The following is a 26,814-nucleotide window of genomic DNA, read 5'->3' as shown; positions in this document are numbered from 1 at the left end:
TCGCAGGAGCGAACCTGTCTTCCTCAGCCGTCAGCGGGACTGTCGTGCGTCCCGAACACCGGCACCAGCCGAACACGGCAAGGTTGGCCGCCAGCACTCGATTTGACTGGGCCAGTCGTCCTCGCTAGCCCCAAGGGCGAACGTAAGGATAGAAACGGTTGTCTTGAAAAACGACCAACATCGACTTCATCGACTGCGTCTTGATCACGGCCGTCTTCCCTGAATCAGCTGCAGTATTGCTGATCGCGAAGTCCTCGATCTCAAGACGACCGACCCGAATTTCCCAAACCCACGCAGTGGGCCCTCGGTTTTCCTTCCCACGCTGGTATCCACCATCAGCGCTACCCAAGCAGTACCGGAAGGTCAGATAGGTTCCAGGCTTTGCAAGGTGACCCTTTGGGTAGTTGCTTTCCAGTGCGGTCTTAATTTCCAATTCTGGAAGCCCCAACTTCTGAGGGACAAGGTCAGGAAACGCATGGGGACGATTCCGCTTGTACAAGCCTCCTGACGATTCAGCGACTCCCGCTCCAACCAAATTGCCTATCATTGATGACAAATTTGCGAGCTCAACGAGACAGGAGATCGGTTGTGAACCTCGAGTTACTAGTTCCGCGTCAATCAAGTCGAGGGTGTCGTAGGCATACTCGACGGCGTCGCGAATCGCCCCGGGCTCGAGCCCAGTCAGAGCCCGCAGTTCGTCGCCGTTGCGACTAGCCTCCGCAGGAACACGCCGCGGTGCGCGCGCGACGGTTGTGGCATCGACGTCGGCCACCCCCGCTTCGGCCATCGCCAAAAGCCCGGTGAGCGAGAGGTCGAGCGCGGCGGCGAGGCGCGACGCCGAGCCGATGGTCAAGCCTCTTTCGCCGCGTTCGATCAAGCCCAATGAGGTCCGATGAAGGCCTGCCATGTCGGCAAGATCCTCCAGAGTGAGGCCCTGCTCCCGCCGAATCCTACCAATCACCTCCACGATCGCAGCAGACGGGTCATGCTCGTGTGCGTCGTGTGCGTCGTTCACAGGATGACAGTGTCCTGTTGTACGCTCGAAGTCCACGAGACTATAGTCTCCACCGGAGACAGGAGCGAAGTGTATACCCTCATGGATTTGTTTTGCGGAACAGGCGGGTTCTCAAAAGGGTTTGAGGCCACGGGGCGCTTCAAGGTCGTTCACGGAGTAGACATTTTGCCCGTCGCAATTCAGACCTTCCAGGCGAATCACCCAGACGCACTTGCAGTAGCGGGCGACGTGCGAAAGCTACGGCGCGGCCAGGTCGCCGAGGCCCTGAAGCTTGGCCGCGGAGATGTTGACGTGATTATTGGCGGACCACCGTGCCAGGGATTCTCCTCGATTCGCCCTTTCCGCTCGTCCGCGGAGGACGATCCTCGCAACTCTCTCTTCGAAGAGTTTGCCTCGTATGTTAACTACTTCCGCCCGCGGGTATTAGTTCTTGAAAACGTTGTCGGCCTTGCCACGTTCGATAACGGGAACAGCATTGCGCAAATTGAGGACACGTTCTCGGCGCTCGGTTATGAATGCGAGTGGAAAATTCTGAATGCATCCAATTACGGAGTCCCTCAGAAGCGAGAGCGCCTGGTGCTCATCGGCCGCGAGCGCGGGATCTCTCTAAGTTTCCCACGCATCACCCACATTGGCAAAGGCCGTACAATCGGCCACATCGACCGTCAGCGAATGCACGGAGCTACTGAATTCCTTTTCGAGCTAGAGAAGCCACCCCTGCTCCCAGCGGTCACCGTACGAGATGCAATCGACGATCTACCTGCGATCGCAAGTGGGGAGGTGGCAACGGAGTATTCGAAACCCCCGAGAACGCAGTACCAAACCGAACGCCGCGGATCAACCGCAGCATTGTCTCTTCACGCGGCCACGAAGCACACGGCAAAAATGCTCCAAATCATTAGTTACTCGGGAGACAATATTGATTGCATCCCGAAGCACCTTATATCGAGTGGATTCTCGTCGTGCTATTCTCGCTTGAGAGGGGACGAGCCAGCCGTCACAATCACTGTGAATTTCGTTCATCCTGCGTCGAACAAGTGCATCCATCCGGACCTAGATCGAGCATTGACGCCGCGCGAGGGAGCGCGCTTGCAGTCCTACGACGATGACTTCATTTTTGCAGGCAGCCGCGCGCAGATTGTCAAGCAAATTGGGAACGCTGTCCCGCCCCTACTCGGGCGAGCGATAGCTGAATCCGTGTTGGAGGCGCTGGGCAGCTCGCTCGCAGAGACCAGGGTCCCTGTGAGCGCTCAGCCGCCCGCCAGGAATGCGTCGAACTTCGCGATGTGCGAGGTGTAATCGGTGGCGTAGAGGTGCGCGTAGATCGTGTCCGTCGTGGTCACGTTCGAGTGCCCGAGCCAGCGGCTCACCTCGTACGGCTGGAAGCCCGCAGCTAGCCACAGCGACGCGGCCGTGTGGCGGAGGTCGTGGACACGCATGTCGTGCAGACCCGCCGCTGCCAGGGCTGGGCGGAAGTAGTTCCGTCGAAAGCTCGCGTTGTCCATCACTCGTGCGTAGTCCGGCTGATGGCTTCCGCCAACCGCTCGGCCGGGCCAGAACAGCGCCGACGGGTCGCCGGAGTGCGGGTGCTGCAGAAGGTACGCGCGGAGGTTGCGGATGAGGCCGCTGTGCAGGAGTGGGACGTCGCGAGTCGAGCGTTTCGACTTGGGGGTGCCGGCCCTCCACTCCCCCGCGACGTGCTGCATCGTCTGGCGGACCTGTACGTGGCCTCGGGCCAGGTCGACGTCCTGAACCCGGAGCCCGGCAAGTTCGCCAGCCCGTAGACCGGTGTTCGCGGCGAAGCGCGCCAGTAGGTCGTAGGGCGCCGCAGTCGATAGCTGCCCGGCAAGCGCCTCAACCTGCGCGGCGGTGAGGAAGCTCGGGGTGAACTGACCAGCGTTGTGGTTCTTTGGCGGCTTGACGCCGTCGCAGGGGTTGAACGAAATCAGACGATCGTGGAGGGCGTGCTTGCACACCTTGCGCAGCGCCACGTAACAGTGGTGCATCGTCATCGGCGCCAGCCCCTCCGCGCGCAGCTTCCCCACCCAGACCTGCACCTCTGCGCGGGTCAGCGTGGTAATGCGCCGCTTGCCGAAACGCGGTAGCACCCGGCCCGAGCACAGCAGCTCGGCAGACCGGTACGTGCGCGGCTTCAGCTCCGGCTTGCTCGCCGCCAGGGATGCAGCGACCACCTCTGCCACCGTCTTCGAGTTCTTCACCAGGGGCTCCGTGCTGGCCCCGCGCTCCAGCTCGGGCTCCACCTTCATACCAAACCGCTCGGCATCGCGCCTGACGTTGAAAGTGCGCTGCTTGAAGGACCCGTTGCCGTCGCGCCAACGCACCTCGTCGGCGATGCCGGTCTTCCGCAGTACCTCTCGAACATTCGCCATCAGACGGCCTCCGCCCGGTCGGCGCGGTCCACGATGCGGCCGACGACGGAGTGTCGCCACTGGCCGGTGCCGCTGGGACTGGGGACGCTGTCCGCGTCGAGGCTGCGGGCGATGACGTTGAGGCTGAGTCCCGCGGCCTTGCGATAGAGGATGAGCGCGCGGACGTCGGAGGGGATGGTCGAGGGCTTCCCGAGCTGGACACCCTCGGCGCGCTTCACGGCGAGAGCGGCCTTGGTCCGCTCCCCGATCATCTCCCTCTCCCCCTGAACAATCTGCACGGCCATGCCCGCGATCAGCCGACCCGTCGCGGTGCTGGTGTCGAGGTCGAGGTCGAAGTCGGCGACGGCGACGGCGACGGCGACGGCGACGGCTCAGCGTTGCCGGTGCGACAGGTCGAGCCGGTCTCTAAAGTCGCTGACCGGCCGCGACACCCGGTCGAGTTTGGCGGCGACGAGGCCCTCCGCCACCCGCGCCTTCCGAGACGCAGAGCGGCGAGGGCGGGCTGGAGGCCGGGGCGGTCGGTGCTCTTGCCGGACACGCCGTCGTCTTCGTACCAGCCGACGATGTCCCATCCGTTGCGCTCGGCTGTGGTGAGGGCGCGCTGAGCCTTCAGGCCGAGCCGCTCGCCGCGAAGCTTGTCGGCCTTGCTCACGCGGAGGTACGCGAGGAACCGCATCAGCGCCACCCAGCTCTGCACTCGCAGCGCCCGGACGGTAGCCCACGTTGCCAGCCTCCGGGAGGTACACGAGCGGAGCGATGGGTGCAGGCTACTTCGGCTGCGTCAGTATCTTCGGAGCGACATTGACACGCGATCGCAGCACGCCGCTCTCATGGAGTCAGGATGTCGCCAGCGTCCGCTTCGAGGCGGACATGTCGCTTGCCGAGCAGGACGCCGTCATTCACGCAGTTGCTTCCTGCTTCGACGTATCCCCGTCAATGGTGAAGAACCTCCGGGGAGCAGACAACGATCATTCCGGCTATCGGGCAGTTCACCCGTGGCTGGTCCTGCCCAACCTCGGTCGCGTCGAAGTGCAGATCCGCACTCATCGACAAGGCATGTGGGCCAACGCTTATGAAGCGCTCGCCGACATCGCTGGGCGCGAAATCAAATACGGCGAAGAACCGCGGTTCTCTGAACGAGGCCCGAAGGCCGCGGGCATCCGCCGAACCGGATACCTGGAACTGTAGAAGACCCCGCGGAGACTGGCTGTCCCGGCGGCGATCATAGCGGGCGAGCGGTGCGCACCCGGTTTATGGCTCGATGGAGCAGCGGGTCGGGCGGAACGCGGCCGTGTCGCGCGGGCGAAAGCGGACCCGCCTCGCGCGACTGCGGAGCAGACGTCCGCTCGGACCGAAGGCGTCGGGTTCGATGAGGCGGCGCAGGGACAAGCTGACCTGCCGGGCCAGACGAGGATCGATGCGGCCCGGCGCCCGGAGCGCGTCGATCAGATCGAGGGCGGTGCGCGTGGTGCGGGAGATCATCATGACCGAACCCTAGGGACGGCCCTGCGGGGGTACGCGCCCCGGACGGGGGCGCCGGTGCGGACTGTTGCTCAGCCTCCAGGCGCCCCCGGCGAGCCGTCGTCGGGTCCAGCTGGAGGGATGCACCGACCCGCCCCCTTGCCCCCGCGGCTGTGACATTCGCATCACCGGGCGAGGGGTGCTCACGGTGATCTGCGAATCATCCGAAACGAGCTGAAATTCTCTTGAGACTTACGAAATGCGGCCCAAGCCGTGGGAGATTAACCATCGCCATCAAGAATGGCGACGCAGTGATAGTGGACTCAATTCAACAGAGATAGGAAAATCACTTTGAGAATCAGCGTGAGGGCTCGAGTGGCCCTCGGGATCGTGGGCTGTTGCCTCCTAACTACCGGGCTCTCTCCCGCCTCGGCGGCCAACGCGGACGAATCGTCCTGCGACTATTCGATGTCCACCAAAAAGTACTCCTGCTCAGGCAGCGACGCGGTGCGAAAGCCGACGGACGTCATCGGAGCTCGGATTTTCAGTGAGGAGAGTTTTCAGGGTAAGGAACTGACGATCTGGGTGCCGACCAATTGCCCGAAGGACGACCGGGTCAACTGGCACCTGAACCTGAGTGGCAAGCTGAAGAAACACGTCGGTTCCGTTCAGGGCTGGGGAGACTGCTGGGTCTGGCTGTACCGCGCAGACAAGTCGCGCGAAGGTCCGTTCCGCTCCGACGTCTCGGATGTGGGCAGCAGCGCGGGAAATGAAGCCGTCAGAGTGGGGCTGAGCTGATGGAGAAAAGATTTCTGCGAGCGTTCCTGATCATCGTTTTCGCCCTGCCTGCGACCCTTGTGATCGCCCCGGCTGCAAATGCAGACGGTTTCGTGTCAAGCGCCGATCTCCTCGATCGCTGCGATAAAAGCGAACCCGACAGCTGCGTCTTCCATCCGGGCCGCATAGAGACCGTCGACGACGCGCCGCGCGTGGCTGGATCGGACACGAACTGCACCAACTTCACTTCGACTCGGGTCATTCGTTACGAAGCAATCACCGGAACGTCCAACAGCTGGCAAGCCGACATCAATGCCGGAACGAGACTCGGCGAAATATTCGAGGCGGGACTGCATGGCATCGGCCATCATGAATGGCAGTGGACTAACAGCGCGGGCGATGAGGTAAGACAGGATATCGGACCGCACTCAGCTGTGACCATCTGGGCCTCGAAGCAATCCACTCGAGTGAACGGAACGTGGGAGATCCACTTCGGCCACCGCTATCAAGGCCACTACATTTGGTACGTCAATGGTTCCATCACAGGGCAGGTCTCCGGACAGGGTTGGGACTTCCGCAGCGTGCCGACACGGGCCAGGTGCTGAGGCCGCTCTGAGCGGTGGATCTTCCGCAGTCACGACGTGGCGCAACCGAGTACTGCGTCCGGGTCGTGCGGGACCGGGGGAGCAGCCTGACGGGTCAGGGGGCGCTGGTCGGAGTGTGCCAATCGCACACACCTGCTCGAACCTCAGAAAAGAAAGATGGTCCGGTGGCGCGTCCTCTCCTGGAGGCGCCACCGGACCGCTGCTCAGCCTCCGAAGGCCCCGGCAGGATCAGTCGTGACCATTGCTTCCGTCGCCGCGGCCCGTGGCGGACTGCAGACGATCGATGTGCTCGGAGGCCTCAGCCTTGGTGAGGTCGGCGGGAAGGGTCTCGCCCGCCTCGCGCGCGAGGGTGTCGAGGTAACTGCGCTGCGGGCCGGTCATCGGCTCATCGCCGGTGACCCAGTCGGACGGGTCCTTGCTGGCGCTGGTGTCGCTGCCGTCGTCGGCACGCGCACCGAGGACGTCGCCCTCGGTCTTGACATCGGGATCAGTGGTGTTGTCATTGCTCATGCTGCGACCGTACGCCCGACCACCGACACCGACGAGGGCTTGCGGAGCGGCCCCGCGCGCTCCGCTTCAGGAGCCGAGCAGCGCATGCGCGATGGTAAAGATGACCAGGCCGGCCAAGGACCCGACAACAGTGCCGTTGATCCGGATGAACTGGAGGTCCTTGCCGACCTGGAGTTCGAGCTTCTCAGACGTCTCGCGCGGGTCCCAGCGGTGAATGGTGTCGCCGATGATGCTGGCGATGTCCGTGCGGTAGCGGTCGACGAGGTTCGCCGCAACAGATCCGATCCAGGAGTCGACGGTTGCTGCGAGGCCGGCATCGGTCGAGAGACGCCGGCCGAGGTCGACCACGATCGACTCGATGCTGCCGCGCAGAGGGCTCGCCGGATCGTCCATCGCACCGAGGAGAGATGCCTTCGTCGCCTCCCAGGCGTCGCCGGCGAGCTCGCGCACGCGCGGGCTGTCGAAAGCGCGGTTCTTGATCTCCTCCACCCGGGCGATCAGATCGGGATCGGTGCCCAGATCCTCCGCCAGCGTGGCGAGGTAGCCGTCGATGGCGATCCGCAACGGGTGGCCCTGCTCGTCACGCACCGCCGCGACGAAGACGAGGGCCTCGTGATACAGCCGCTCGTCCAGCGCTCGACTGACCGCGGACGGCAGCCAGCTCGGCAGGCGCCCGCTGACCATCCGGGTGAAGCTCTGCGGGTTGGCGGCAAGCCACGACTCCGCCTGCTCGACCAGCGTGTCGACGAGCCGCCGGTGGTGACCGGCCTCGACCACACTGCCCACCAGCGAGCCCAGCGGCGGCCCCCATTGCGGGTCGAGGAGGTGACGACGTGCGAGCGCCTCGATCACGCGCTGCACGTCGGAGTCGTCTAGCAGAGCGATCGCGGACCGGACGGCGGCCGCACTCTCGCCGCCGACGCGCTGTGCGTTCTCGGGTTCGGCGAGCCAGAGCCCGGCGCGCCGGGCGATCCCGAACGAGTCGAGCTTCTCGCGCACGATGACACCGCGGAGAAAGTTTTCCTCGACGAACTGGGCGAGGCTGGCGCCGATCTCGTCCTTCTTGGTCGGGATGATCGCGGTGTGCGGGATCGGCAGCCCCAGCGGACGGCGGAACAGCGCCGTCACCGCGAACCAGTCGGCGAGCGCGCCGACCATCCCGCCCTCGCTCGCGGCCCGCACCCACTGCAGCCACGGATGGCGGTCTTGCAGGGCGAATGAGACGGCGAAGACGACGGCCATCACCACGAGCAGGCCCGTGGCGAGCCGCTTCATCCGGACGAGAGCGACGCGCTTGGCCACGTCATCGCGCCCGACCGCCGCGAGGGTGCTCATGGCGCGGTGGGGAACCCCTCGTGGCGAATACCCCACGCGAGCGTCCACTCCTCGCCCGGCTCAAGCCAGCGCAGGCCCTGCCCGCTGGTGAACGCCTCGGCGGGAGCGGTCATCGGCTCAACCGCGATCGCCGTCTTCACGTCGTCGCCGTCGGGGAAGATCCGGGTGATGAAGACCTGGATGAAGTTGTGTGAGGCGTCGGCCCAGAGGAGCACGCGGCGCCCGTCGGCGGCGCGCAGGCCGTGCACGCTCTCGCCGTCGACCATGCGGACATCGGCCCAGGCATCGTCGAGTTCGAGGTCGCCGATGCGACGGCCCGAGCGGAGGTCCCACTCGGTGCCCTCGACCGGGCTCTGACCGGTAGGGATGAGGCGCTCGTCGACCTCGATGTGCACCGCCGCGTCGACGGTGATCTCGAGCTCGTCGGTCGGGACGTCGCCGATGGCGAGGAAGGGGTGCGTGCCGATCGCGACGGGCGCCTCGTCGGCTCCGACGTTGATGACACGGTGGAGGACCTTCAGGCCGTCGGCCTGCAGCTCGTAGCGGACCGAGGTCTCGAGGTGGAACGGGTAGCCCGCCTGCGGCACGACCGGCGCGGCCAACTCGACGAAAGAGGGCCCCTGGTCGATCAGGCGGTAGGGAACGCTGACCAGCAGGCCGTGGATGGCGTTGTGGTACTTCGGCTCGGTGATGGCGAGCTGGAGCGTCTCGCCGCGGTGGTGCCAGCGCCCGTCCTTCACACGGTTGGGCCAGGGCACCAGCACGATGCCCGAGCCGAACGGCGGAACGGTGCTCTCGGGGTAGGAGGCGGTGATCTCCACGGCGTCGACGGAGAGGTGGCGCAGCGCTGCGGCCACCTCGGTCACGACGGCGTGCAGGGTGCGTCCCTCGGCAGTGAGGTCGAGCGAGAACTGGCGCCCGGTGGCGGGAGCGGGGGTGAAGTCGGCCATTGCTCGATCCTACGGACTGACACGATCGCCGAGCGCGCGGCAACGGGTGACCGCGAGCCCCGCCTCCTCCAGGTCGGCGACGAGCTCGTGGGCGGCGCCGGCGCCGGTGAGCAGGCGGTCGAACTCGTCGGTGGCGGCGACCCGGCCGAGGTCGATGACGCCGAGTTTGGAGGAGTCGGCGACCACGATCCGCCGGGTCGCCGCGCGCAGCATCCGGCGCTTCAGAGCGGCCTCGGGCAGGTTGACGTTGGTCACGCCAGCCTCGGGGTGGACGCCGGTGCAGCCGATGAAGGCGACGTCGGCGCGGATGCGCTCGAGCATCTCGGAGGCGAGCGGTTCGACCAGCGAGTGCTGAAGCGGGCGCAGGGTGCCTCCGGTGACGACGACCGTAAAGCGGGGGATGGCCGGTTCAAGCGCCAGCGCGGTGGAGAGCCCGTTGGTGATCACGGTAACGTCGCGCAGCTCCTTCCGCTTCACCAGCGCGTGCGCGATGGCGAGCGGAGTGGTACCCACGTCGAGCACGATGCTCTGGCCGGAGGAGACGGAGGCGGCGGCCTCGCGCCCGATCGCGGCCTTCTCGTCGGACGCGGCACTCAATCCTTCTTCGAGCGAGCGCTCGCCGGAGCGGGCGGGTATCGGGATCGCTCCCCCGCGTACGCGCTGCAGGACGCCCTCGCTCGCGAGCACCGCGAGGTCGGAGCGGACGGTGACGACCGAGACGCCCAGCAGGTCGGCCATCTGGGCGACCGCGACGAAGCCCGAGTTCTCGGCGGTCAGGCGAAGCCGCAGCCGGCGCTCGATCGCCGACGTCGACTCCTGCTCGCTATCCGTTCTCATCCGCCTATGCTGCCGCGCCCGGGACGACTTGTCAAAGAGAAACCCAACTTTCTTTTTCGAAGATTTAGCGCTACGGTGGTGTTTGTCATGAACGAAGCGATCACTCTCTCCGCCGGCGTCGTCAAGCGCCCGCACACGCTGGCCGACGGCCGCGAGCTCCTCTACTTCGACGACGCCGACACGACACTCCCCCTGGAGCGCGCCGCCGATTCCCGCCACCTCGACCCGCGCCCCGCCACCGCACGAATGCGCCAGGACGTCCTGACCGGTGAATGGGTGTCGATCGCCGCCTCACGCCAGAACCGCGTGTTCCTGCCCCCTGCCAAGCTCGATCCGCTCGCCCCCGCCTCGCCGACAAACCCCTCCGAGGTGCCCAGCCACTACGACGTGGCCGTGTTCGAGAACCGCTCCCCCTCTTTCGGCCCGCTCCTCGAGGACACGGACGCGCCCGCCTCGCTCGAGGATCTGCGCGCCCTGGGGCTCGGTCGAACCCTCACCAGCGTCGGCCGCTGCGAGGTCGTCTGCTTCAGCCCCGAGAACGAGGGCTCGTTCGCCACGCTCAGCACCTCCCGCGCCCGAACCGTTGTCGAGGCCTGGGCCGACCGCGTGGGCGCCCTCTCGGCTCTGCCCGGCGTGCAGCAGGTCTTCCCGTTCGAGAACCGCGGCGAGGCGATCGGAGTCACGCTGCACCACCCCCACGGGCAGATCTACTCCTACCCCTACGTCACTCCCCGCACGACCCGCCTGCTCGCCTCGCTCGACAGCTACGGCCCGTCGATGTTCGCCGACGTCCTCGCCTTCGAGCAGGACGGCGAGCGCGTCCTGATCCGCGGCGAGCACTTCACCGCGTTCGTACCTTTCGCCGCCCGCTGGCCCATTGAGATCCACCTCCTGCCGCACCGCCACGTCCCCGACTTAGCCGCGACGACCCCGGCGGAGCGCGACGAGCTCGCGACGATCTATCAGCGGCTGCTCCGCGGCATCGACGCGCTCTACGACACCCCGACGCCCTACATCGCCGCCTGGCACCAGGCGCCGGTGCATGTGCGCCGCGACGAGGTTCGCCTGATGCTCCAAATCACCTCGCCCCGCCGGGCGGAGACGAAGCTCAAGTACCTCGCGGGCAGTGAGGCGGCGATGGGCGCCTGGATCGGCGACATCGCCCCCGAGACGAGCGCTGCGGACCTCCGCGCCGCTCTCGAGCGGGCCGACGCCGCCGTGATCGAGGCCGGGCTCGCCCGGCACCCCGACGCCGCTCTGCAGACGACCGCGCACGGAGACGGGTCGCTGCCCGACAGCGCCGCCACCACCACCACCGCGGCCGACATCGCCGCCGCTGCCGCCGAGGAGAACCGATGACCGCCGCTTCCCCCTCTCTCACCGCCGTCGCCGAGAGCGCGGCCGCCGCGTTCGAGCGGAGCTACGGGCGCGGCGCCGCGGGCGTCTGGGCGGGCCCCGGTCGCGTCAACCTAATCGGCGAACACACCGACTACAACGACGGCTTCGTGTTCCCCTTCGCGATCGACCGCGCGACTGCAATGGCCGTCGCTCCCCGCGAGGACCGCACAGTCCGGATCAGCAGCGCATTCTCGGCCGAGGTCGTCGAGGTCGCTCTCGATGAGCTCGGCCCGGGCGCCGTTGCCGGCTGGTCGGCCTACCCGCTCGGCGTGGTGTGGGCGCTCACCGAATACGGCGTCGACCTCGATTCCCGCTCGGGCTTCGACGCATACGTCGACTCTGACGTGCCGGTCGGCGCGGGGCTCTCGAGTTCGGCCGCACTGATGTGCGCGATGGCCGTCGCCCTCGACGAGCTCTGGGGCCTCGGCCTCGACCGCACCACGATGGCGCGTATCGGCCGCCGCGCCGAGAACGTCGCCGTGGGCGCTCCCACCGGGATCATGGACGAGTCGGCGTCCCTCTTCGGAGAGCGCGACGCCGCGGTCTTCCTCGACTGCCGCAGCCTCGACACCGAGGTCATCCCGCTGGGCTTCGAGGAGGCGGGACTCGTCCTGCTCGTCGTCGACACTCGTGTCGAGCATGCGCACGCCACCGGCGGATACGCCGAGCGGCGCGCCTCCTGCGAACTCGGCGCCGCAACGCTCGGGGTGCCGTCGCTGCGCGAACTCTCGATCGACGACCTGCCGCGCGCCGAGAAGCTCCTGGACGACATCACGTTCCGCCGCGTGAAGCACGTCGTGACGGAGGACGCCCGCGTCCTCGAGACCGTCCGCACGCTGCGCGAACACGGGCCGAGGGCGATCGGCGACCTGCTCGACGCGGGCCACGTCTCCCTCCGCGACGACTTCGAGATCTCGGTACCCGAACTCGACACCGCCGTCGAGGCCGCCCGCCGCGCCGGAGCGATCGGTGCGCGGATGACCGGCGGCGGCTTCGGCGGCTCGGCCATCGCACTCACTCCGGTCGAGAAGGAGGAGGAAGTCCGCGCGGCCGTCCTCGCCGCCTTCGTCGCGAAGGGCTTCACGACGCCCGAGCTGTTCCTGGTAGCGGCAGCCGACGGTGCGGGCCGGGTGCTCTGACACGCGATCCGGGAACTCCCTCGGCGACCGCGCGTCGTCAGGAACATCCCGGAAGCGCTACTGCACCGAATCCGCCCGACGGACCTCCCGCGGTGACCCCGCAGTGACGCGCACTAGCTCATCGAAGTTCGTCGGATAGACCGTCTGCGCGTGTCCCGCCGCGGCCCAGACCACGTCGTAGGCGGCGAGGGCCGTGTCGACCACCGTTCGCAGCAGCGCGGGATGGCCCACCGGAGCGACCCCGCCGATGGTCTGGCCGGTCGCGGCCTTCACCTCGACAGCGGAGGCACGGCCGATCACTCCGCCCAGCTGCTCACCCAGCCACTCGATATCGACGCGGTGGCCACCGCTGGTCAGCACCAGCAGCGGCACACCATCGAGCAGGAACACGAGCGAGTTCGCGATCTGAGCGACCTCGACTCCCAGCGCTGCGGCCGCCAGCGCGGCCGTCGACGCTGCCTCGTCGAGCCAGCGCACCGGCGGGTGCACGCCGTGCCGATCGAGATCGACGAGGACGCGGTCGACGGCCGGGTGGCTCCGTTCGCTCATGCCGCTGACGCTAGCGCCCCGGCCGCACTCACTTCTCGAAGGTGGACGCGTCGATCACGAAGCGGTAGCGCACATCCGAGGCGAGCACTCGCTCGTAGGCCTCGTTGATCTGGGACGCCGAGACGACCTCGACCTCGCTCGCGATGCCCTTTTCGGCGCAGAAGTCGAGCATCTCCTGGGTCTCGCGGATACCTCCGATGCCGGAACCTGCGAAGGAGCGGCGGGCTCCGAACAGCGTGAAAACGTGCAGAGGGAGGGCCTCGGCCGGGGCGCCGACGTTGACCATCGTGCCGTTACGGCGGAGGAGTCCGAGGTAGGCGTCAAGATCCAGCGGCGCGCTGACCGTGTTGATGATCAGGTCAAAGGTGTTCTTGAGGTCGGCGAAGGTCGACTCGTCCTTCGTCGCGTAGTAACGGTCGGCGCCCAGGCGCAGGCCGTCCTCCTTCTTGCTGAGAGTCTGTGAGAGAACGGTAACCTCGGCGCCCATCGCGTGAGCGAACTTCACGGCCATGTGACCGAGCCCGCCGAGTCCGACCACGGCGACGCACTTGCCGGGACCTGCCTCCCAGTGCGCGAGCGGCGAGTAAGTGGTGATTCCTGCGCACAGTAGGGGCACGGCGGCCTCGTAGGGGATCGACTCCGGCACATGGAGCACGAAGTCCTCGACGACGACGTGGGTGGAGTATCCGCCCTGCGTGATGGTGCCGTCACGGTCGATGGAGGCGTAGGTGCCGGTGTTACCCGCGAGGCAGTACTGCTCCTCGCCGGCAAGGCAGTTCTCGCATTCGCCGCAGGAATTCACCATGCAGCCGACGCCGACGCGGTCGCCGACGGAGTGCTTGGTGACCTCGGAGCCGACCTCGGAGCCGACGCCGACGATCTCATGACCCACGGTCAGCGGGTACTGGACCGGGGCCCAGTCGCCGCGCACGGTGTGGATGTCGGAGTGGCAGATACCGGAGTAGGCGATTTGGATCAGCACGTCGTGCGGTCCGACGTCGCGGCGCTCAATGGTGGTGGGGACGAGCGGCTCGGTCGCGGAGGGGGCGGCGTAGGCGGTGACGGTGAGCATGGGTTCTCCTCGTGGGGCGGGCGCGCTCCGAGGACGTGTCCCACAGGTGGGGGACGCGAGAGCGCCGACCTACGCTACCGGGAGCCGACTGCATCTCTCCCCCGAACGCGGGCCGGCACGGGCCGTGCGGGCGAGGCGAGGCGGACGGCTCAGCGCAGAGCTCGCTCCGCCGCCCTCACCACATTGTGGATGAGCATCGCGCGCGTCATCGGGCCGACGCCGCCGGGGACGGGCGAGAGCCAGCCCGCGACCTCCGCCACCGAGGGAGCGACGTCACCCGCCAGCTTCGCACGGCCGGTCCCAGGGTTCTCGACCCGGGTGATACCCACATCCAGGACCGCGGCACCGGGCTTCACCCAGTCGGCCGTGATCAAGCCGGGCACACCGACCGCAGCCACGACGATATCGGCGCGGCGCACCTCCGCGGCGAGGTCGATGGTGCGGGAGTGGGTCAGTGTCACGGTGGCGTCCAGCCCCTTCCGCGTGAGCAGGAGGCCGAGCGGACGGCCGACGGTGAGCCCGCGGCCGACGACGACAACGTGCTTGCCCGAGGTGGGGATCCCGTAGCGCTGCAGCATCTCGACGATCCCATTGGGCGTGCAGGGCAGCGGACTGTCCAGCTCGCCCTCGACGCCCAGCACGAGCCGCCCGAGGTTGGTGGGGTGCAGGCCGTCGGCGTCCTTGTCCGGATCCATCAGCTCGAGCATCGAGTTCTCGTCGATGCCCTCGGGCAGCGGGAGCTGGATGATGTATCCGGTCACTGCCGACGACTCGTTGAGCTGCCGGATCGCCGCGCGGATGTCCTCCGCCGACGCGGTCGCGGGAAGGTCGACGCGGATCGACTCGATCCCCACCTCCGCGCAGTCCCGGTGCTTGCCCGCGACGTACGAGCGCGAGGCCGGGTCCTCTCCCACCAAGAGCGTACCGAGCCCGGGCACGACGCCCCGCTCTCGCAGAGCGGCGACCCGCTCGGCGATCTCCGTCTTGACGGCCGTCGCCGTCGCGACGCCGTCAAGTACCTGTGCCGTCATCTTGGGCTCCTCGTTCGGGGCGCGGCGGAGAGGGAGCGAGGCCCCGCCTCCGCCGCGCGGGTGGTGCAGCGGATCGACTACAGCCCGGGGTAGAGCGGGAAGTCGTCGGTGAGGCGGGCGACACGATCGCGCAGCGCCTCGAGATCGGCCGAGGGCTTCAGCGCCTCGGCGATGACGTCGGCGACCTCGGTGAATTCGGTGTCGCCGAAGCCGCGGGTCGCGAGCGCCGGGGTGCCGATGCGCAGACCCGAGGTGACCATCGGCGGGCGCGGATCGAAGGGGACGGCATTGCGGTTGACCGTGATGCCGACCTCGTGCAGGCGGTCCTCGGCCTGCTTGCCGTCCAGGGGCGAGTCGCGCAGGTCGGCGAGCACGAGGTGCACGTCGGTGCCTCCGGTGAGCACGTCGATGCCCTCGGCCTTCGAGTCGGCGGCGGTGAGGCGCTCGGCGAGGATCTGCGCACCGCGGATGGTACGCGCCTGGCGGTCGGCGAACTCGGCTTCGCCGGCGAGCTTGAACGCAGTCGCCTTCGCTGCGATCACATGCATCAGCGGACCGCCCTGCTGACCAGGGAACACGGCCGAGTTCACCTTCTTGGCGTACTCCTGCTTGGCAAGGATGAGGCCTGAGCGCGGGCCCGCCAGCGTCTTGTGGACGGTGGTCGTCACGACGTCGGCGAAGGGCACCGGGGAGGGGTGCAGGCCGGCGGCCACCAGGCCGGCGAAGTGGGCCATATCAACCCAGAGCTTCGCGCCTACCTCGTCCGCGATGGCGCGGAACGCCTCGAAGTCGAGCTGGCGCGGGTAGGCGGACCAGCCAGCGATGAGCACCTGCGGGCGGACCTCCAGGGCCTTCTCGCGAACAGCGTCCATGTCGATCCGGAAGCTCGTCGGGTCGACGCCGTACGCGGTCGCGTTGTAGAGCTTGCCCGAGAAGTTGAGCTTCATGCCGTGGGTCAGGTGTCCGCCGTGGGCCAGCTCGAGGCCGAGGATGGTGTCGCCGGGCTGCACCAGAGCGGCGAGTGCCGCCGCGTTGGCGGACGCGCCGGAGTGGGGCTGGACGTTGGCGAACTCGGCGCCGAAGAGCGCTTTGGCCCGGTCGATCGCGAGCTGCTCGGCGACATCGACGAACTCGCAACCGCCGTAGTAACGACGACCGGGGTAGCCCTCGGCGTACTTATTGGTCAAGACGGAGCCCTGAGATTCGAGGATCGCTCGCGGAACGAAGTTCTCGCTCGCGATCATCTCGAGGTAGCTGCGCTGGCGATCGAGCTCCTGCTGAAGCACGATGGCGATCTCGGGGTCGACCACCGAGACGGGCGCGTCGAACAAGGCGGCGACGCCGGGGTGCGCGGAGGAAGGGGATGAGGACACGGACGCTCCTTGGCTGGGAAACGGAAGGGGCCCGGCAGGTCGCGGCGGCGCGACACGGCTCGTTCGGGCGACCCGATCAACGGTATCCGTTCCAGCCCAGGCGTGCGGCGGGAAAAGTGTCCGGGACGCTACCCCGGAGGAGGTGCCGCTCCCTGATGGTCACCCATCCGAACGCCAGTCGCGGCTCGCCTACTCTAACAAGCGGGTCGCGTGGCGCGGAGCCGTGCCATCCGTCGAAGGCACCTCGGCGCCGTGGGCCAATCATTTTGGCGGCTCCGGCGCGGGGCCGGTAAGGGGGCGTGGCGGTGGGTCTTCGACGCGGCGCCGAAAACGTCGACGCTCTCGGCGATCGCGAGCTGCTTGCGCTCGTACGCAGCGGACGCACCGACGCCGTCTCAGAGCTGTGGCGCCGTCACTCCGGAGCCGGACGCACCGTCGCTCGCGCGTGGTCGAGCAGCTCGGACCCCGATGACCTGGTCTCGGAGGCGTTCCTCCGCGTGCTGCGGGTGGTCGAGGGCGGCGGCGGCCCCGAGGGGGCCTTCCGCCCCTACTTCTTCACCTCGATCCGCAACGTCGCCGGCTCCTGGGCCCGCCGGAGCCGGCGCGAGCAACCGTTCGACGAGAACGACCAATCCCTCCCCGCTACCGGCCCGGACCCGGAGGAGCGCGCACTCGCGGCACTAGAGCGCGATCTCAGCGCCCGGGCGTTCCGAGCGCTGCCGACCCGCTGGCAGGAGGTGCTCTGGTACACCGAGGTCGAGGGCCTGGCCCCCGCCGAGGCCGCGCCCCTGCTCGGGCTCCGGCCTAACGCGGTCGCGGCCCTCGGCATGCGCGCGCGGGAGGGCTTGCGGGCGGCCTGGATCCGCGAGCACGTCCTCGACTCCTCCGCGACCGGCGAGTGCGAGTGGGTGCTCGAGCGGGCGGGGGCGCACGCGCGCGGCCGGCTGCCCGCTCGAGACAGGCTGCGCCTGAACGGCCATCTGACCGAGTGCCTTTCCTGCCGAGAGGCGCTGGCCGAGGCCGAGCACGCAGGCCGGCGGCTCGCGACGGTGCTGCTGCCGCTCGTCGCGGGGTTGGGTGGAGCCGCGGCGTGGGGTGCCGCGGGCGGAGCGTCGACGTCGAGCGCGGCCTCGGCTTTCGGCGCCGGTGCGCTGCGGAGCGGCGTCCAGGCGTCACGCGCCGGGAGCGGAGCGGGCGTGGTCGTCAGTGTGGCCGTCGTGGCCGGGCTCGCGATCGCGGGAGTCGCCGGGGGCGCAGTGCTGCTGTCCGGAGGGACCGTGCAGTCGGTCGTCGCATCCGAAGAGGCACTCACGCAGGCGGAGGACGACGAGACGGGACGCATCCCGGCTCCGGAGTCGAGCATCGCGGCCGCGCCGAGCGCGAGCACCGACGGGCAGGAGCCCGAGCAGGTCGCGTCGGTCGATGTGGCCGGAGGGGCGGACAACACGCAGTACCGGAGCGGAGCAGCTGAGGCCGACCGGTCCGACGCTACCCCGCCCGCAGCAGCGGAGGCCGAGGCGACGCCGAGCGACGGTTCCCCTGCGGCAGCGTCGGCTCCGCGCACCGGCGATCGGGCACCGCAGGAGGAGACGACGGCTGAACCCGCTCCGTTCGGCGGAGCGACGGCGACACCCATCGCCTCCGCACCGAGCGGCGATCCGGAACCGATCCCGGCACCCGTGCCCGCACCCCTGGCTGCACCGGTCCCGACACCAGCACCTGCGCCAGCACCAGTCCCAGTCCCAGTCCCAGCACCTGCACCTGCACCTGCACCTGCACCTGCACCTGCACCTGCACCTGCACCAGATCCCGCACCAGCACCAGCACCAGATCCCGCACCCGATCCGGTGACCCCTTTGCTCGACCATGACTCGATCCCAGCACCGCCAACCCCGATTCCGGCTCCGGATGCGCCGAGCACCCCCGTACCGCCGGGCACCTCCACCATGACATCCCCGTCGCCCACCCCGGAACTCCCGCCGACCATCGCCGAGCCCATCCTCATGCTCGACACCGACGGCCGGCTCCTCCCCGACGCCGCGGGAACCGCCGGACCTGGAGCTGCGGTCCTCCCCGTCGACCGCACGACCGTGCCCGTCCCGTCCGGGTCGGCAGCGGGCGCACCGGCGAGCGTCGATCTGCGTGCACCGATGCTCACGACGCCGGACTCGGCGAGCGCCGGCGAGGTCGGCGTGCTCGTCCTCGCCGACTCGGACGCCGACGGAGTGGAGTTCCCGGTCGACGGCGAGCCGGTGCAGGCGCTCGCCCTGGAGCCCCCGTCCTCACCGCGACCGCCGACCTGACCGCTGGGAGGCACGGGCGACCGCCTGGGAGCAGCCGCCACCAGCACCGTGACGGTCGAATGACCGGCACGGGTCCCCGTTATCCTGGGCGGATGCAGCCCGAACCCGCCGCGCCCGCGACTGATCGGCCCGCCCCGGCGAGCACACCCTCGACGGGCAGCGACGGCGCCTGGGCAACCGACCGGTCCGCGGGCAATCACTGGACCCTGACCTTCGCCTGCACCGACCAGCCCGGCATCGTGCACGCCGTATCCGGCGCCGTCGTCCAGGCCCGCGGCAACATCACCGAGAGCCAGCAGTTCTCGAGTGCCGACACCGGCCGCTTCTTCATGCGCCTGCAGGTGGAGTCGCCGATCACCCGCGAGGAGTTCGCCGCGGCGTTGCTGCCGATCACCGAGCACTACGGGATGACCTGGCGCCTCGACATCGTCGGCCGGCCGCTGCGCACCCTCGTGCTGGCCTCCACCGCCGCGCACTGTCTCAACGACCTGCTCTTCCGTCAGCGCGCCGGACAGCTCGCGGTCGACATCCCGCTGATCCTGTCGAATCACGGGAGCTTGCGCGACCTCGCCGAGTTCTACGGCGTGCCGTTCGAGTCCCGCCCCGTCGTCTCGCCGCAGACTAAGCGCGAGTTCGAGGAGCGCGTGCTCGCGGTCGTCGAGGAGCACGACGTGGAGCTCGTGGTCCTGGCGCGCTACATGCAGATCCTCTCGCCCGAGCTCTGCGCCAGCCTCGCCGGCCGCGCCATCAACATCCATCACTCGTTCCTGCCGGGCTTCAAGGGCGCCAATCCCTACAAGCAGGCGCACGCCCGCGGAGTCAAGCTGATCGGTGCGACAGCCCACTTCGTCACCAGCGACCTCGACGAGGGACCGATCATCGAGCAGAACGTCGTGCGGGTGGACCACTCGCACTCGGTGGCGCAGCTCGTCGCGATCGGCCAGGACGAGGAGAGTCGCACGCTCACGCAGGCGGTGAAGTGGATTACGGAGGACCGGGTGCTCCTTGACGGCGCCCGCACCATCATCTTCCGCTGACCTTGGGCCGTTAGCATGATCCGCGTGAATCGAGCAGGAGCGGACGCTGCGGGCGCCGAAACGCGAGTCGGGCCGAACGCGATCCTCCGCTTCCTCCTCGAGTTCGTCGCCCTGGCGACGTTCGCCGTCTGGGGCTTTTCCTCGTGGGACCTGCCGTGGAGCATCGTCGTCGGCCTCGGTGCACCCGTGCTCGCCGCGCTGATCTGGGCGCTCTTCCTCTCGCCGCGCGCGGTCCTCGGGATCGACGTCTACGGCCGCTCCCTGATCGAGCTGCTGGTGATGGGAGCCGCCGCGCTGGCGTGGCTGGACCTCGGGCACCCGGTCGTCGCAATTGCGTTCGGCATCGTCGCGGTCGTCTCCGGCGTCATCGCGGGGCGCCGCTCCCTCTGACGACCGTGCGGGTCTGCTCGGGGGCAGGGGGTCACTCGGGCTCTCGCTCGCGTGGCTGCGCCGCTCTGGCTTCCGCATCGACGCATCGACGCACTTCCGCGCCGACGCACAGCGAACGGCCGCCCCACCGCTCCGGGAGGAGCGAGGGGACGGCCGTTCGCGGCGATCGCTAAGGGCTACTCCGCGGAGGCCGCCTCCTGCCGCGCGAGGGCGCGGCGTCGGAGGACAGTGATCACAGCGCCCGTACCGAGGAGGGCGACGGCAGCGGCTCCGAGGAGACCACCGTCGAAGCCCGTTGACGGAAGGCCACCGGCACTGTATCCGAGCGCGCTCGATCCGGTGGGCTCCCCTGGACTGCTGATCAGGTCGACCGTCGGTGTCATGGTCGACCCCGAGGTATTCTCGGACTCCGGAGCCGGGTTCGGCGCCGGAGCGGGCGGAACCGCTTCGGTGACGTCGACGCTCACGAGCGTCGCGAGTCCCGAGTCGTCGTAGACGACGCGACCGAGGTAGCGGGCCGGGCCCGCCAGGTTCGACCACGAGACCGCATAGGTGGCCGGCTCGCCCTGGACCGCGTCGATTTCGGCCGAGTCGGTGCTCAGCGATCCGAGCCCGTTCTCCGGAGTGATGAGGAAGCTGCGGAGGTCGAACGTCGAGGTCGAGGACCCCGGCGCGGTCGAGTAGACATCGGCCCGGACCGTGTACTCGCCCGGGGCGGGGTCAGCGATGTCGACGCGCTCGTCGGCCGAGCCGGTCGCCGACGTGAAGACCTTCTTCGTGCTCAGGCTCGTGACGGTCAGGTCGAGGTCGGCCGTGCTGTCGACCGAGTCGAGGTCGAAACGAGCGAACTCGGCGCCCTCGGGCACTACCACGGTGCTCGTCAGCGACTTCCCCGCGGGGAGGGTCGCCGAGTGCCCATCGGCGGCGGTCGCGTCCTGGGCGAGGACGCCCTGCGCGAGGCCGCTCGCGGCGAGCGGCACCGAGCCGGTGATACCGGGCGTGACCGTCACCGAGCCGGTGCCGGTGGAACCGGTGCCGGACATCTCGTGGGGCGCGCTCAGCAGGATCGGGCGCACCGCGATCGGGCTACGGACGTCGTGCTCCGAACTCGCCCAGGTCAGATAGCCGGTGGCGAACTGGGTGAGCGGCGCCGAGCCGGTGGTGAAGGACACCGTGTACTTCGCCTTCTGGCCCGCCTCCGTGAAGGAGAGGGTCGAGGGCGAGACGACGGCGTCGACCCCGGCGAGGCCGTCGACCGAGGCGGTGTAGGTGCCCGCGCCGGTCGAGGTGACCGTGCGGGTCACGGTCTGCTTGCCCGCGAGGGAACCGATCGCGATCGAGGCCTGGTTGAGATCGGACGGGTCGATCGCTTCGATCCCGTTGGTCGGCGTGAACGCGTAGCCCGCGCCCTTGAGGAACGCGGTCCAATCCGTCGCCCCGCTCTCGTAGATCAGTCCAGGATCCAGGAACGCGGCCGGATCGACGTGTCCGGCGCCCTGCGCGAAGACGTCCTCGGATGCAGCGCCCGACTGGTTGACGCTGTTGTAGGCGGAGGTCATCATCGCCGACTTCACCGCGGACGGTGAGGCCTTTGGCGCCGCGCCGAGGATCAGCGCGCCCAGCCCGGCGACGTGCGGCGACGACATCGAGGTGCCCGACTCGAACGCGAAGGCAGGGTCCTCACCCTTGAGGTTGGTGAAGTCGGCCAGGATCCCGACGCCGGGCGCCGTGAGGTCGGGCTTGAGCACGTCGGAGCCGTCCGCCTCCGCGGGTCCACGCGACGAGAAGCCGACGACCTGGGGGACGGGGATGACGGCGCCGGAGGAGTTGCCCTCGGAGAGCTTCACCGTCGCACCGGCGGTGCCGGCGTAGTCGGTGATGGCGTTATAGGCCTGCGAGTCGATCTGGATGCTCGGGATCAAATGGTCATCGACGTCCAGAGCGTTCGGGGTCGAATTGATCAGCAGCATGCCGATGCCACCGGCCCGCTCGACCTCGGCCGACTTGGAGAAACGCGAGGTGACACCGCTGGTGCAGGCGACCACCGCGCCCGTCACCTTGTCGGGGTCGAGCGTTCCGGGCTCGCAGACGGTGGGATTCTTGGTGCCGGCGCGGACGACGTCGGCGCTGTTGACCAGCGGACCGGTGACGTCCTTATGAACCGAGATGGATGCTCCGACGAACTTCTGGCCGTCACCGAGGGTGGCGGTCGCGGTAGACGTCGGAATGGAGGACGCCGCGACCGTGGTGTACCAGGGCGACGCGTGGTCGAGGGTGGAGGCGCCAGAACCGGAGTTGCCGGCCGAGACCGCGATGAACACGCCCGCCGCGGCGGCGTTGAGGAACGCCTCGTCGAGAACGCTCAGAGTCGTGGTGGCCGAGCCGCCGCCGATCGAGAAATTGATGACGTCGACACCGTCCTTAGTCGCGGCGTCGACGGCGGCGAGCATTCCCGTTCCGGAGCAGGAGGTACCGCTGTTGTCGGCTTCGTTCCAGCAGGCCTTGTACGCGGCGATCTTGGCGGCCGGCGCGACGCCGGAGATCCGCCCGTAGTCGTAGCCGTCGACGCTGGCCTCGACGCCATTGTTGCCGGCGGCAGTGCTCGCCGTGTGCGAGCCGTGTCCTACGGCGTCGCGCGGGGAGTGGTACTCGGGATTGTCCTTCGAACCGACCTTCTCGTCTCCGAGGAACCAGCGGGCGCTGATCAGCTTCTGGTTGCACTCGTGGCCGTCCCACTGCTCGGAGGCGGGGAGCCCCGGCGAGCAGGAGCCGACGAAGGTTCCGCCGTCCGACTTCACGAACGAGGTGGTGGTTCCGTCCGTCGAGGGAGCCGCTCCGGGCGAGGTCGCTAGAGGCGCGCCCGCGAAGGAGGGGTTCTCGGGTGCGATGCCGGAGTCGATGACTCCGACAACGACGCCCGCGCCTGCCTTGTCGACGCCGCCGAGCTTCTGCCAGACGCCGTCCTCGCCCTCGAGACCGAGGAAGTCGGTCGAGCGCTGCTGTCCGGTGTCGGGCGCAGGGATGCCTGCGGCGGCCGAGGCGAGCGGCGACGTCCGCGCGGCACCATCGAGCCTCAGATTCTCGACTTTGCGGACCTGAGCGACGTCGCGGCGGTTCGCGAGCTCGCCCGCCTGCTCGCCGGAGAGGCTCGCCGAGAACCCGTTGAGGGCGACGGTGTAGTGGTAACCAATGGCGGCGTCGACCGCGGAGGCGACATCCTGCTGGCGCCGCTCGAGATGGGCAGAGTAGTCCTCCACCGGTTCTGAGGCGGCCTGCAGCTGCGAGCCCTCGACGGGCGCGGTGCGGGCGAAGCGGGCGTCCGTGCCCTGGTACGTGGCCGCGGAGGGCTCGACCAGCGTGACGACGTAGTCGCCGTCATCGAAGCTCTGGCCGACGGAGAGCCCGCCGACGAGCGACGCGCCTCCGGCGAGGGGGACGGCACTGGCGCCGGTGCTGGCGAAGGCCGTCGTTGCGGCTACTCCAAGGAGGGCGAGGCCCGCGAGGATGCGCCTATCGGGGCGGCGGACGGATGGACGGTGGGTGAAGTGGATCGGCAAACGGTGTCCTTACTCACAATCGCTGGGAACCAGAGCGGTTTCCACGCAGAACCGACCCTACGAACTCAATTGCCCAGCTTTGTAACAAAAGGGTAACGATGTGACCAGATCAGGGACAATCGAACTTGGCACTCCCCCGGGCAGAGTGCTAAATTTTCTGACGTTGAGTCGGTCAGGCTCAACTTTTGAAACTCTTCGTTGTACGACTGAATGGAGTGATCTCAATGGCTGTCACCTACGATCCCGCCCGCGAACTCGATCGTCTCGCCGCCGCTGTCCTCGGTTCCGGCCAGGGGCCACGCCGGATGCCGATCGACCTCTACCGCGACGGCGACCACTACGTCCTCACCGCCGACCTGCCCGGAATCGACCCGGGATCGGTCGATGTCGATGTCGACGGTCAACTCCTCACCATCCGCGCCCAGCGCACCGTCACAAGCAGTGACGATCTGACCTGGATCACGCGGGAGCGCCAGTCGGCGACTTTCGTCCGTCAGCTGAGCCTCGGCCAGGGCGTGGATACCGAGCGGATCGCGGCGTCCTACGACAACGGCGTGCTCGCGGTGACGATCCCCGTCAGCGAGAAAGCCCGTCCGCGCCGCATCGAGGTCGTCTCGAATGCCCGGCCTGAACAGGTGCGGATCGGTGAGGCGAGCGCCGAGTAGCAACCGCCACCCGAGGGCCCGTCCGCACTCGTGCGGGCGGGCCCTCGGCATGCCCGCACGCCTACGCTGACCAAATGCACGCCTTCTCCTCCGACAGCACCGTCGGCGTCCTGCTCCCCCGCGATCTGCCCGCCGCCGAGGTGCTCGACTACGCCCGCCGCGCCGAGGAACTCGGCTTCGACGAGCTGTGGGTGGTCGAGGACCTCGGCTTCCGCGGCGGTATTGCTCAGGCCGGTGCCGTCCTCGCCGCGACCGAACGGATCGTCGTCGGCATCGGCATCCTGCCCGCAGCCGTCCGCACCGCCGCCTTCACCGCGATGGAACTCGGCACCCTCGCCGAGCTGTTCCCCGGCCGGATCCACGCAGGCATCGGTCACGGCATGCCGCACTGGATGCGCGGACTCGGCGTCTGGCCGCAGAGCCCGCTCACTCTGCTCAAGGAGCAATTCGACGCGATCCGCTCGCTACTCACCGGCGAGCACACCGCCCGCTCCGGCCGCTACGTCCGCATGGACGACCTCGCGCTGGAGTCACCACCCGCCGTCGTGCCGCCGCTCCTCGCCGGTGTCCGCGGGCCGAAGTCGCTCGCGCTGGCGGGTCGGATCGCCGACGGGGCCGTCCTGGCCGAGCCCGTCACGCCGGAGTATCTGGCGGTGGCCCGCCACCACCTCGGCGACTCCGGTCGGATCGTCGCCTACGCTGTGGCCGCCGTGGACGACGACCCCGCCGCCGCCCGCGATGCGGTGCGTCCAGGACTGGAGTGGATTGGCGAGCCCGACTGGGCGCCGCACATCGAGCCGCTCCCCTTCGCCGACGACTTCGCCCGGCTTCGCGCCGCCAGCGCCGACCGGACCGCCTTCGTCCGCGACCTGCCCGACACCTGGTTGGACCAGCTGGCCGTCGTGGGAGCACCCGAGGGCGCCCGGCGCCGCATCGCCCAGCTGCATGCTGCGGGAGCGTCGAGCGTAGTACTGATGCCGTCCGGTCCGGATCCGCTGCGCGCAATGGAGCAGCTCGCCCGAGCGCTCTGAGTCGTCCTTGCGCTCCTCGTCCCGACTGCGATGACGCGCCCGGCTCGCTGGATCCGTGCAAGCCGGGCGCGCTAGCGAAAGCCGACGATCAGGCCGACATGCGGGTCTTCAGGTTCTCGTCGAGGGTCGCGAGGAACTCCTCCGTCGTCTGCCAGCCCTGCTCGGGGCCCACGAGCAGCGCGAGGTCCTTGGTCATCCTGCCGGACTCGACCGTCGTGATCACCACGTCCTCGAGCGTCAGCGAGAAGTCGATGAGCTCCTGGTTGCCGTCCAGCTTGCCGCGGTGCGCGAGGCCGCGCGTCCAGGCGTAGATCGAGGCGATCGGGTTGGTCGAGGTGGGCTTGCCCGCCTGGTGCTGGCGGTAGTGGCGCGTGACCGTGCCGTGCGCCGCCTCCGCCTCGACGACGCTCCCGTCGGGCGTGGAGAGCACCGAGGTCATCAAACCGAGCGAGCCGAAGCCTTGCGCCACGGTGTCGGACTGGACGTCGCCGTCGTAGTTCTTGCAAGCCCAGACGTAGCCGCCCTCCCATTTCATGGCCGAGGCGACCATATCGTCGATGAGGCGGTGCTCGTAGGTGAGGCCGGCGGCGTCGAAGCGCTCCTTGAACTCGGTCTCGAAGATCTCCTCGAAGATGTCCTTGAAGCGGCCGTCGTACGCCTTGAGGATCGTGTTCTTGGTCGAGAGGTAGACCGGGTAGTTGCGCGAGAGGCCGTAGTTAAGCGACGAGCGGGCGAAGTCACGGATCGAGGCGTCCTGGTTGTACTGCACCTGCGCGATGCCGTCATCGGGGGCCTTATAGACCTCGAACTTCATCGGCTCGGAGCCGTCCTCTGGCGTGAACTCGACCGTGAGCGTGCCCTTGCCCTTGAAGACGAAGTCGGTAGCGCGGTACTGGTCGCCGAACGCGTGACGTCCGATGATGATCGGCTTGTTCCAGCCCGGGACCAGGCGCGGGATGTTCGAGATAATGATCGGCTCGCGGAAGATCACGCCGCCGAGAATGTTGCGGATCGTGCCGTTGGGCGACTTCCACATCTTCTTCAGGCCGAACTCCTCGACGCGGGCCTCATCGGGGGTGATGGTCGCGCACTTCACGCCGACCCCGTGCTTCTGGATGGCATGCGCCGCGTCGATCGTGACCTGGTCGTCCGTCTCGTCACGGTGCTCGATGCCGAGGTCGTAGTACTCGAGGTTCACGTCGAGGTACGGGTGGATGAGGGTGTCCTTGATCTTCTGCCAGATGATGCGCGTCATCTCGTCGCCGTCGAGCTCGACGACCGTTCCCTCAACCTTGATCTTGGACATTGCTCTCCCATGATGTCGATGACCCCGCACCTGTGCGGGACGGGCGGCTCTGCACCGCTCCGGATGGCCTCGGCCAGCCTACC

At 68.3% G+C, this 26,814-nt stretch carries 25 protein-coding genes, 1 pseudogene and 1 riboswitch; of the genes and pseudogenes, 11 read left to right on the top strand and 15 right to left on the bottom strand.

Annotation, left to right across the window (positions count from 1 at the left end; all coding sequences use genetic code 11):
• Nucleotides 1-124: 124 nt before the first annotated feature.
• Complete coding sequence (locus tag C1O28_RS02465) at nt 125-1,015, bottom strand: helix-turn-helix domain-containing protein (RefSeq protein WP_243392093.1); 891 nt, start codon at nt 1,013-1,015, stop codon at nt 125-127.
• A 69-nt stretch (nt 1,016-1,084) separates the two neighbouring features.
• On the opposite strand from C1O28_RS02465, the gene C1O28_RS02460 reads away from it, so the two are divergent.
• Entirely contained in the window at nt 1,085-2,314 is a 1,230-nt protein-coding gene (locus C1O28_RS02460; protein ID WP_202129650.1) for a DNA cytosine methyltransferase, read from the top strand.
• Here C1O28_RS02460 and C1O28_RS02455 read toward each other — a convergent pair.
• The 3 genes and pseudogenes from C1O28_RS02455 to C1O28_RS16015 form a co-directional block, all read right to left on the bottom strand.
• Complete coding sequence (locus tag C1O28_RS02455) at nt 2,266-3,405, bottom strand: tyrosine-type recombinase/integrase (protein WP_097167511.1); 1,140 nt, start codon at nt 3,403-3,405, stop codon at nt 2,266-2,268. The genes C1O28_RS02460 and C1O28_RS02455 overlap by 49 nt on opposite strands.
• Nucleotides 3,405-3,743: pseudogene (locus C1O28_RS02450) on the bottom strand (recombinase family protein); the annotation flags it as partial. The pseudogene C1O28_RS02450 and the gene C1O28_RS02455, both read right to left, overlap by 1 nt.
• Complete coding sequence (locus C1O28_RS16015; protein ID WP_127821418.1) at nt 3,698-4,081, bottom strand: recombinase family protein; 384 nt, start codon at nt 4,079-4,081, stop codon at nt 3,698-3,700. The gene C1O28_RS16015 and the pseudogene C1O28_RS02450, both read right to left, overlap by 46 nt.
• Nucleotides 4,082-4,161: 80 nt before the next feature.
• Between C1O28_RS16015 and C1O28_RS02440 the strand changes: the two genes are divergently transcribed.
• Nucleotides 4,162-4,593 (top strand): nucleotidyltransferase family protein, encoded by a 432-nt coding sequence (locus tag C1O28_RS02440; protein WP_097167508.1) that lies wholly within the window; start codon nt 4,162-4,164, stop codon nt 4,591-4,593.
• Between the two features lie 63 nt (nt 4,594-4,656).
• Here the strand turns inward: C1O28_RS02440 and C1O28_RS02435 are convergent, their stop codons facing one another.
• Nucleotides 4,657-4,890, bottom strand: coding sequence for a hypothetical protein (locus C1O28_RS02435; protein WP_097167507.1), 234 nt, complete (start codon nt 4,888-4,890; stop codon nt 4,657-4,659).
• A gap of 444 nt (nt 4,891-5,334) precedes the next feature.
• Here C1O28_RS02435 and C1O28_RS02430 point away from each other — a divergent pair, with 444 nt between their 5' ends.
• Both C1O28_RS02430 and C1O28_RS02425 read left to right on the top strand, forming a co-directional pair.
• Nucleotides 5,335-5,664 carry a hypothetical protein gene (locus C1O28_RS02430; RefSeq protein WP_097167506.1) on the top strand — a complete coding sequence of 110 codons (330 nt, stop codon included), beginning with the start codon at nt 5,335-5,337 and terminating at the stop codon, nt 5,662-5,664.
• Entirely contained in the window at nt 5,664-6,248 is a 585-nt protein-coding gene (locus tag C1O28_RS02425) for a hypothetical protein (RefSeq protein ID WP_127821417.1), read from the top strand. Before C1O28_RS02430 ends, C1O28_RS02425 begins: the two co-directional genes overlap by 1 nt.
• A 228-nt stretch (nt 6,249-6,476) precedes the next feature.
• Here the strand turns inward: C1O28_RS02425 and C1O28_RS02420 are convergent, their stop codons facing one another.
• The 4 genes from C1O28_RS02420 to C1O28_RS02405 form a co-directional block, all read right to left on the bottom strand.
• Nucleotides 6,477-6,758, bottom strand: a complete 282-nt coding sequence (locus C1O28_RS02420) for a DUF3072 domain-containing protein (RefSeq protein WP_097167505.1) — start codon at nt 6,756-6,758, stop codon at nt 6,477-6,479.
• 66 nt (nt 6,759-6,824) lie between these two features.
• Nucleotides 6,825-8,093, bottom strand: a complete 1,269-nt coding sequence (locus tag C1O28_RS02415; protein WP_097167504.1) for a DUF445 domain-containing protein — start codon at nt 8,091-8,093, stop codon at nt 6,825-6,827.
• Nucleotides 8,090-9,043 (bottom strand): aldose 1-epimerase family protein, encoded by a 954-nt coding sequence (locus C1O28_RS02410; RefSeq protein ID WP_097167503.1) that lies wholly within the window; start codon nt 9,041-9,043, stop codon nt 8,090-8,092. Before C1O28_RS02410 ends, C1O28_RS02415 begins: the two co-directional genes overlap by 4 nt.
• A gap of 9 nt (nt 9,044-9,052) precedes the next feature.
• Nucleotides 9,053-9,880 carry a DeoR/GlpR family DNA-binding transcription regulator gene (locus tag C1O28_RS02405; protein WP_097167502.1) on the bottom strand — a complete coding sequence of 276 codons (828 nt, stop codon included), beginning with the start codon at nt 9,878-9,880 and terminating at the stop codon, nt 9,053-9,055.
• A gap of 87 nt (nt 9,881-9,967) precedes the next feature.
• Here C1O28_RS02405 and galT point away from each other — a divergent pair, with 87 nt between their 5' ends.
• Both galT and galK read left to right on the top strand, forming a co-directional pair.
• Complete coding sequence (gene galT, locus C1O28_RS02400; protein WP_097167501.1) at nt 9,968-11,239, top strand: galactose-1-phosphate uridylyltransferase; 1,272 nt, start codon at nt 9,968-9,970, stop codon at nt 11,237-11,239.
• Complete coding sequence (galK, locus tag C1O28_RS02395) at nt 11,236-12,417, top strand: galactokinase (RefSeq protein ID WP_097167500.1); 1,182 nt, start codon at nt 11,236-11,238, stop codon at nt 12,415-12,417. The genes galT and galK overlap by 4 nt, the downstream gene beginning before the upstream one ends.
• Before the next feature lie 57 nt (nt 12,418-12,474).
• Here galK and C1O28_RS02390 read toward each other — a convergent pair whose 3' ends face one another.
• From C1O28_RS02390 to glyA, 4 genes are all read right to left on the bottom strand, one after another.
• Complete coding sequence (locus tag C1O28_RS02390; RefSeq protein ID WP_097167499.1) at nt 12,475-12,966, bottom strand: YbaK/EbsC family protein; 492 nt, start codon at nt 12,964-12,966, stop codon at nt 12,475-12,477.
• Between the two features lie 28 nt (nt 12,967-12,994).
• Entirely contained in the window at nt 12,995-14,038 is a 1,044-nt protein-coding gene (locus C1O28_RS02385; protein WP_097167498.1) for an NAD(P)-dependent alcohol dehydrogenase, read from the bottom strand.
• Nucleotides 14,039-14,187: 149 nt separating this feature from the next.
• A complete protein-coding gene (locus tag C1O28_RS02380) occupies nt 14,188-15,069 on the bottom strand; it encodes a bifunctional methylenetetrahydrofolate dehydrogenase/methenyltetrahydrofolate cyclohydrolase (RefSeq protein ID WP_097167497.1) in 882 nt (293 codons plus the stop codon).
• A 77-nt stretch (nt 15,070-15,146) separates the two neighbouring features.
• Nucleotides 15,147-16,442, bottom strand: a complete 1,296-nt coding sequence (glyA, locus tag C1O28_RS02375; RefSeq protein WP_097167496.1) for a serine hydroxymethyltransferase — start codon at nt 16,440-16,442, stop codon at nt 15,147-15,149.
• A gap of 87 nt (nt 16,443-16,529) precedes the next feature.
• A riboswitch (ZMP/ZTP riboswitch) is annotated at nt 16,530-16,634 on the bottom strand.
• Nucleotides 16,635-16,747: 113 nt separating this feature from the next.
• Here glyA and C1O28_RS02370 point away from each other — a divergent pair.
• From C1O28_RS02370 to C1O28_RS02360, 3 genes are all read left to right on the top strand, one after another.
• Nucleotides 16,748-18,745 (top strand): sigma-70 family RNA polymerase sigma factor, encoded by a 1,998-nt coding sequence (locus tag C1O28_RS02370; RefSeq protein WP_160487574.1) that lies wholly within the window; start codon nt 16,748-16,750, stop codon nt 18,743-18,745.
• A 92-nt stretch (nt 18,746-18,837) separates the two neighbouring features.
• Entirely contained in the window at nt 18,838-19,782 is a 945-nt protein-coding gene (purU, locus tag C1O28_RS02365; RefSeq protein WP_097167494.1) for a formyltetrahydrofolate deformylase, read from the top strand.
• Between the two features lie 24 nt (nt 19,783-19,806).
• On the top strand, nt 19,807-20,172 hold the full coding sequence (locus C1O28_RS02360; protein ID WP_104326628.1) for a YrdB family protein: 366 nt from the start codon (nt 19,807-19,809) through the stop codon (nt 20,170-20,172).
• 176 nt (nt 20,173-20,348) lie between these two features.
• Here the strand turns inward: C1O28_RS02360 and C1O28_RS02355 are convergent, their stop codons facing one another.
• Complete coding sequence (locus C1O28_RS02355) at nt 20,349-23,729, bottom strand: S8 family peptidase (RefSeq protein WP_097167492.1); 3,381 nt, start codon at nt 23,727-23,729, stop codon at nt 20,349-20,351.
• A 224-nt stretch (nt 23,730-23,953) separates the two neighbouring features.
• On the opposite strand from C1O28_RS02355, the gene C1O28_RS02350 reads away from it, so the two are divergent.
• Both C1O28_RS02350 and C1O28_RS02345 read left to right on the top strand, forming a co-directional pair.
• Complete coding sequence (locus C1O28_RS02350) at nt 23,954-24,394, top strand: Hsp20/alpha crystallin family protein (protein WP_097167491.1); 441 nt, start codon at nt 23,954-23,956, stop codon at nt 24,392-24,394.
• Between the two features lie 74 nt (nt 24,395-24,468).
• Nucleotides 24,469-25,425: an LLM class flavin-dependent oxidoreductase gene (locus tag C1O28_RS02345; RefSeq protein WP_097167490.1), complete on the top strand. Its 957-nt coding sequence runs from the start codon at nt 24,469-24,471 to the stop codon at nt 25,423-25,425.
• 88 nt (nt 25,426-25,513) lie between these two features.
• On the opposite strand, the gene C1O28_RS02340 is transcribed toward C1O28_RS02345, so the two are convergent.
• The gene (locus C1O28_RS02340; RefSeq protein ID WP_097167489.1) at nt 25,514-26,731 is read right to left on the bottom strand and encodes an NADP-dependent isocitrate dehydrogenase; all 1,218 of its coding nucleotides are present in this window, start codon (nt 26,729-26,731) and stop codon (nt 25,514-25,516) included.
• Between the last annotated feature and the right edge of the window lie 83 nt (nt 26,732-26,814).

The organism is Rathayibacter rathayi (genome assembly GCF_004011095.1).
In the GTDB taxonomy this organism is placed as follows: Bacteria; Actinomycetota; Actinomycetes; order Actinomycetales; family Microbacteriaceae; genus Rathayibacter; species Rathayibacter rathayi.
This window is presented reverse-complemented; position numbering and strand designations above follow the sequence as displayed.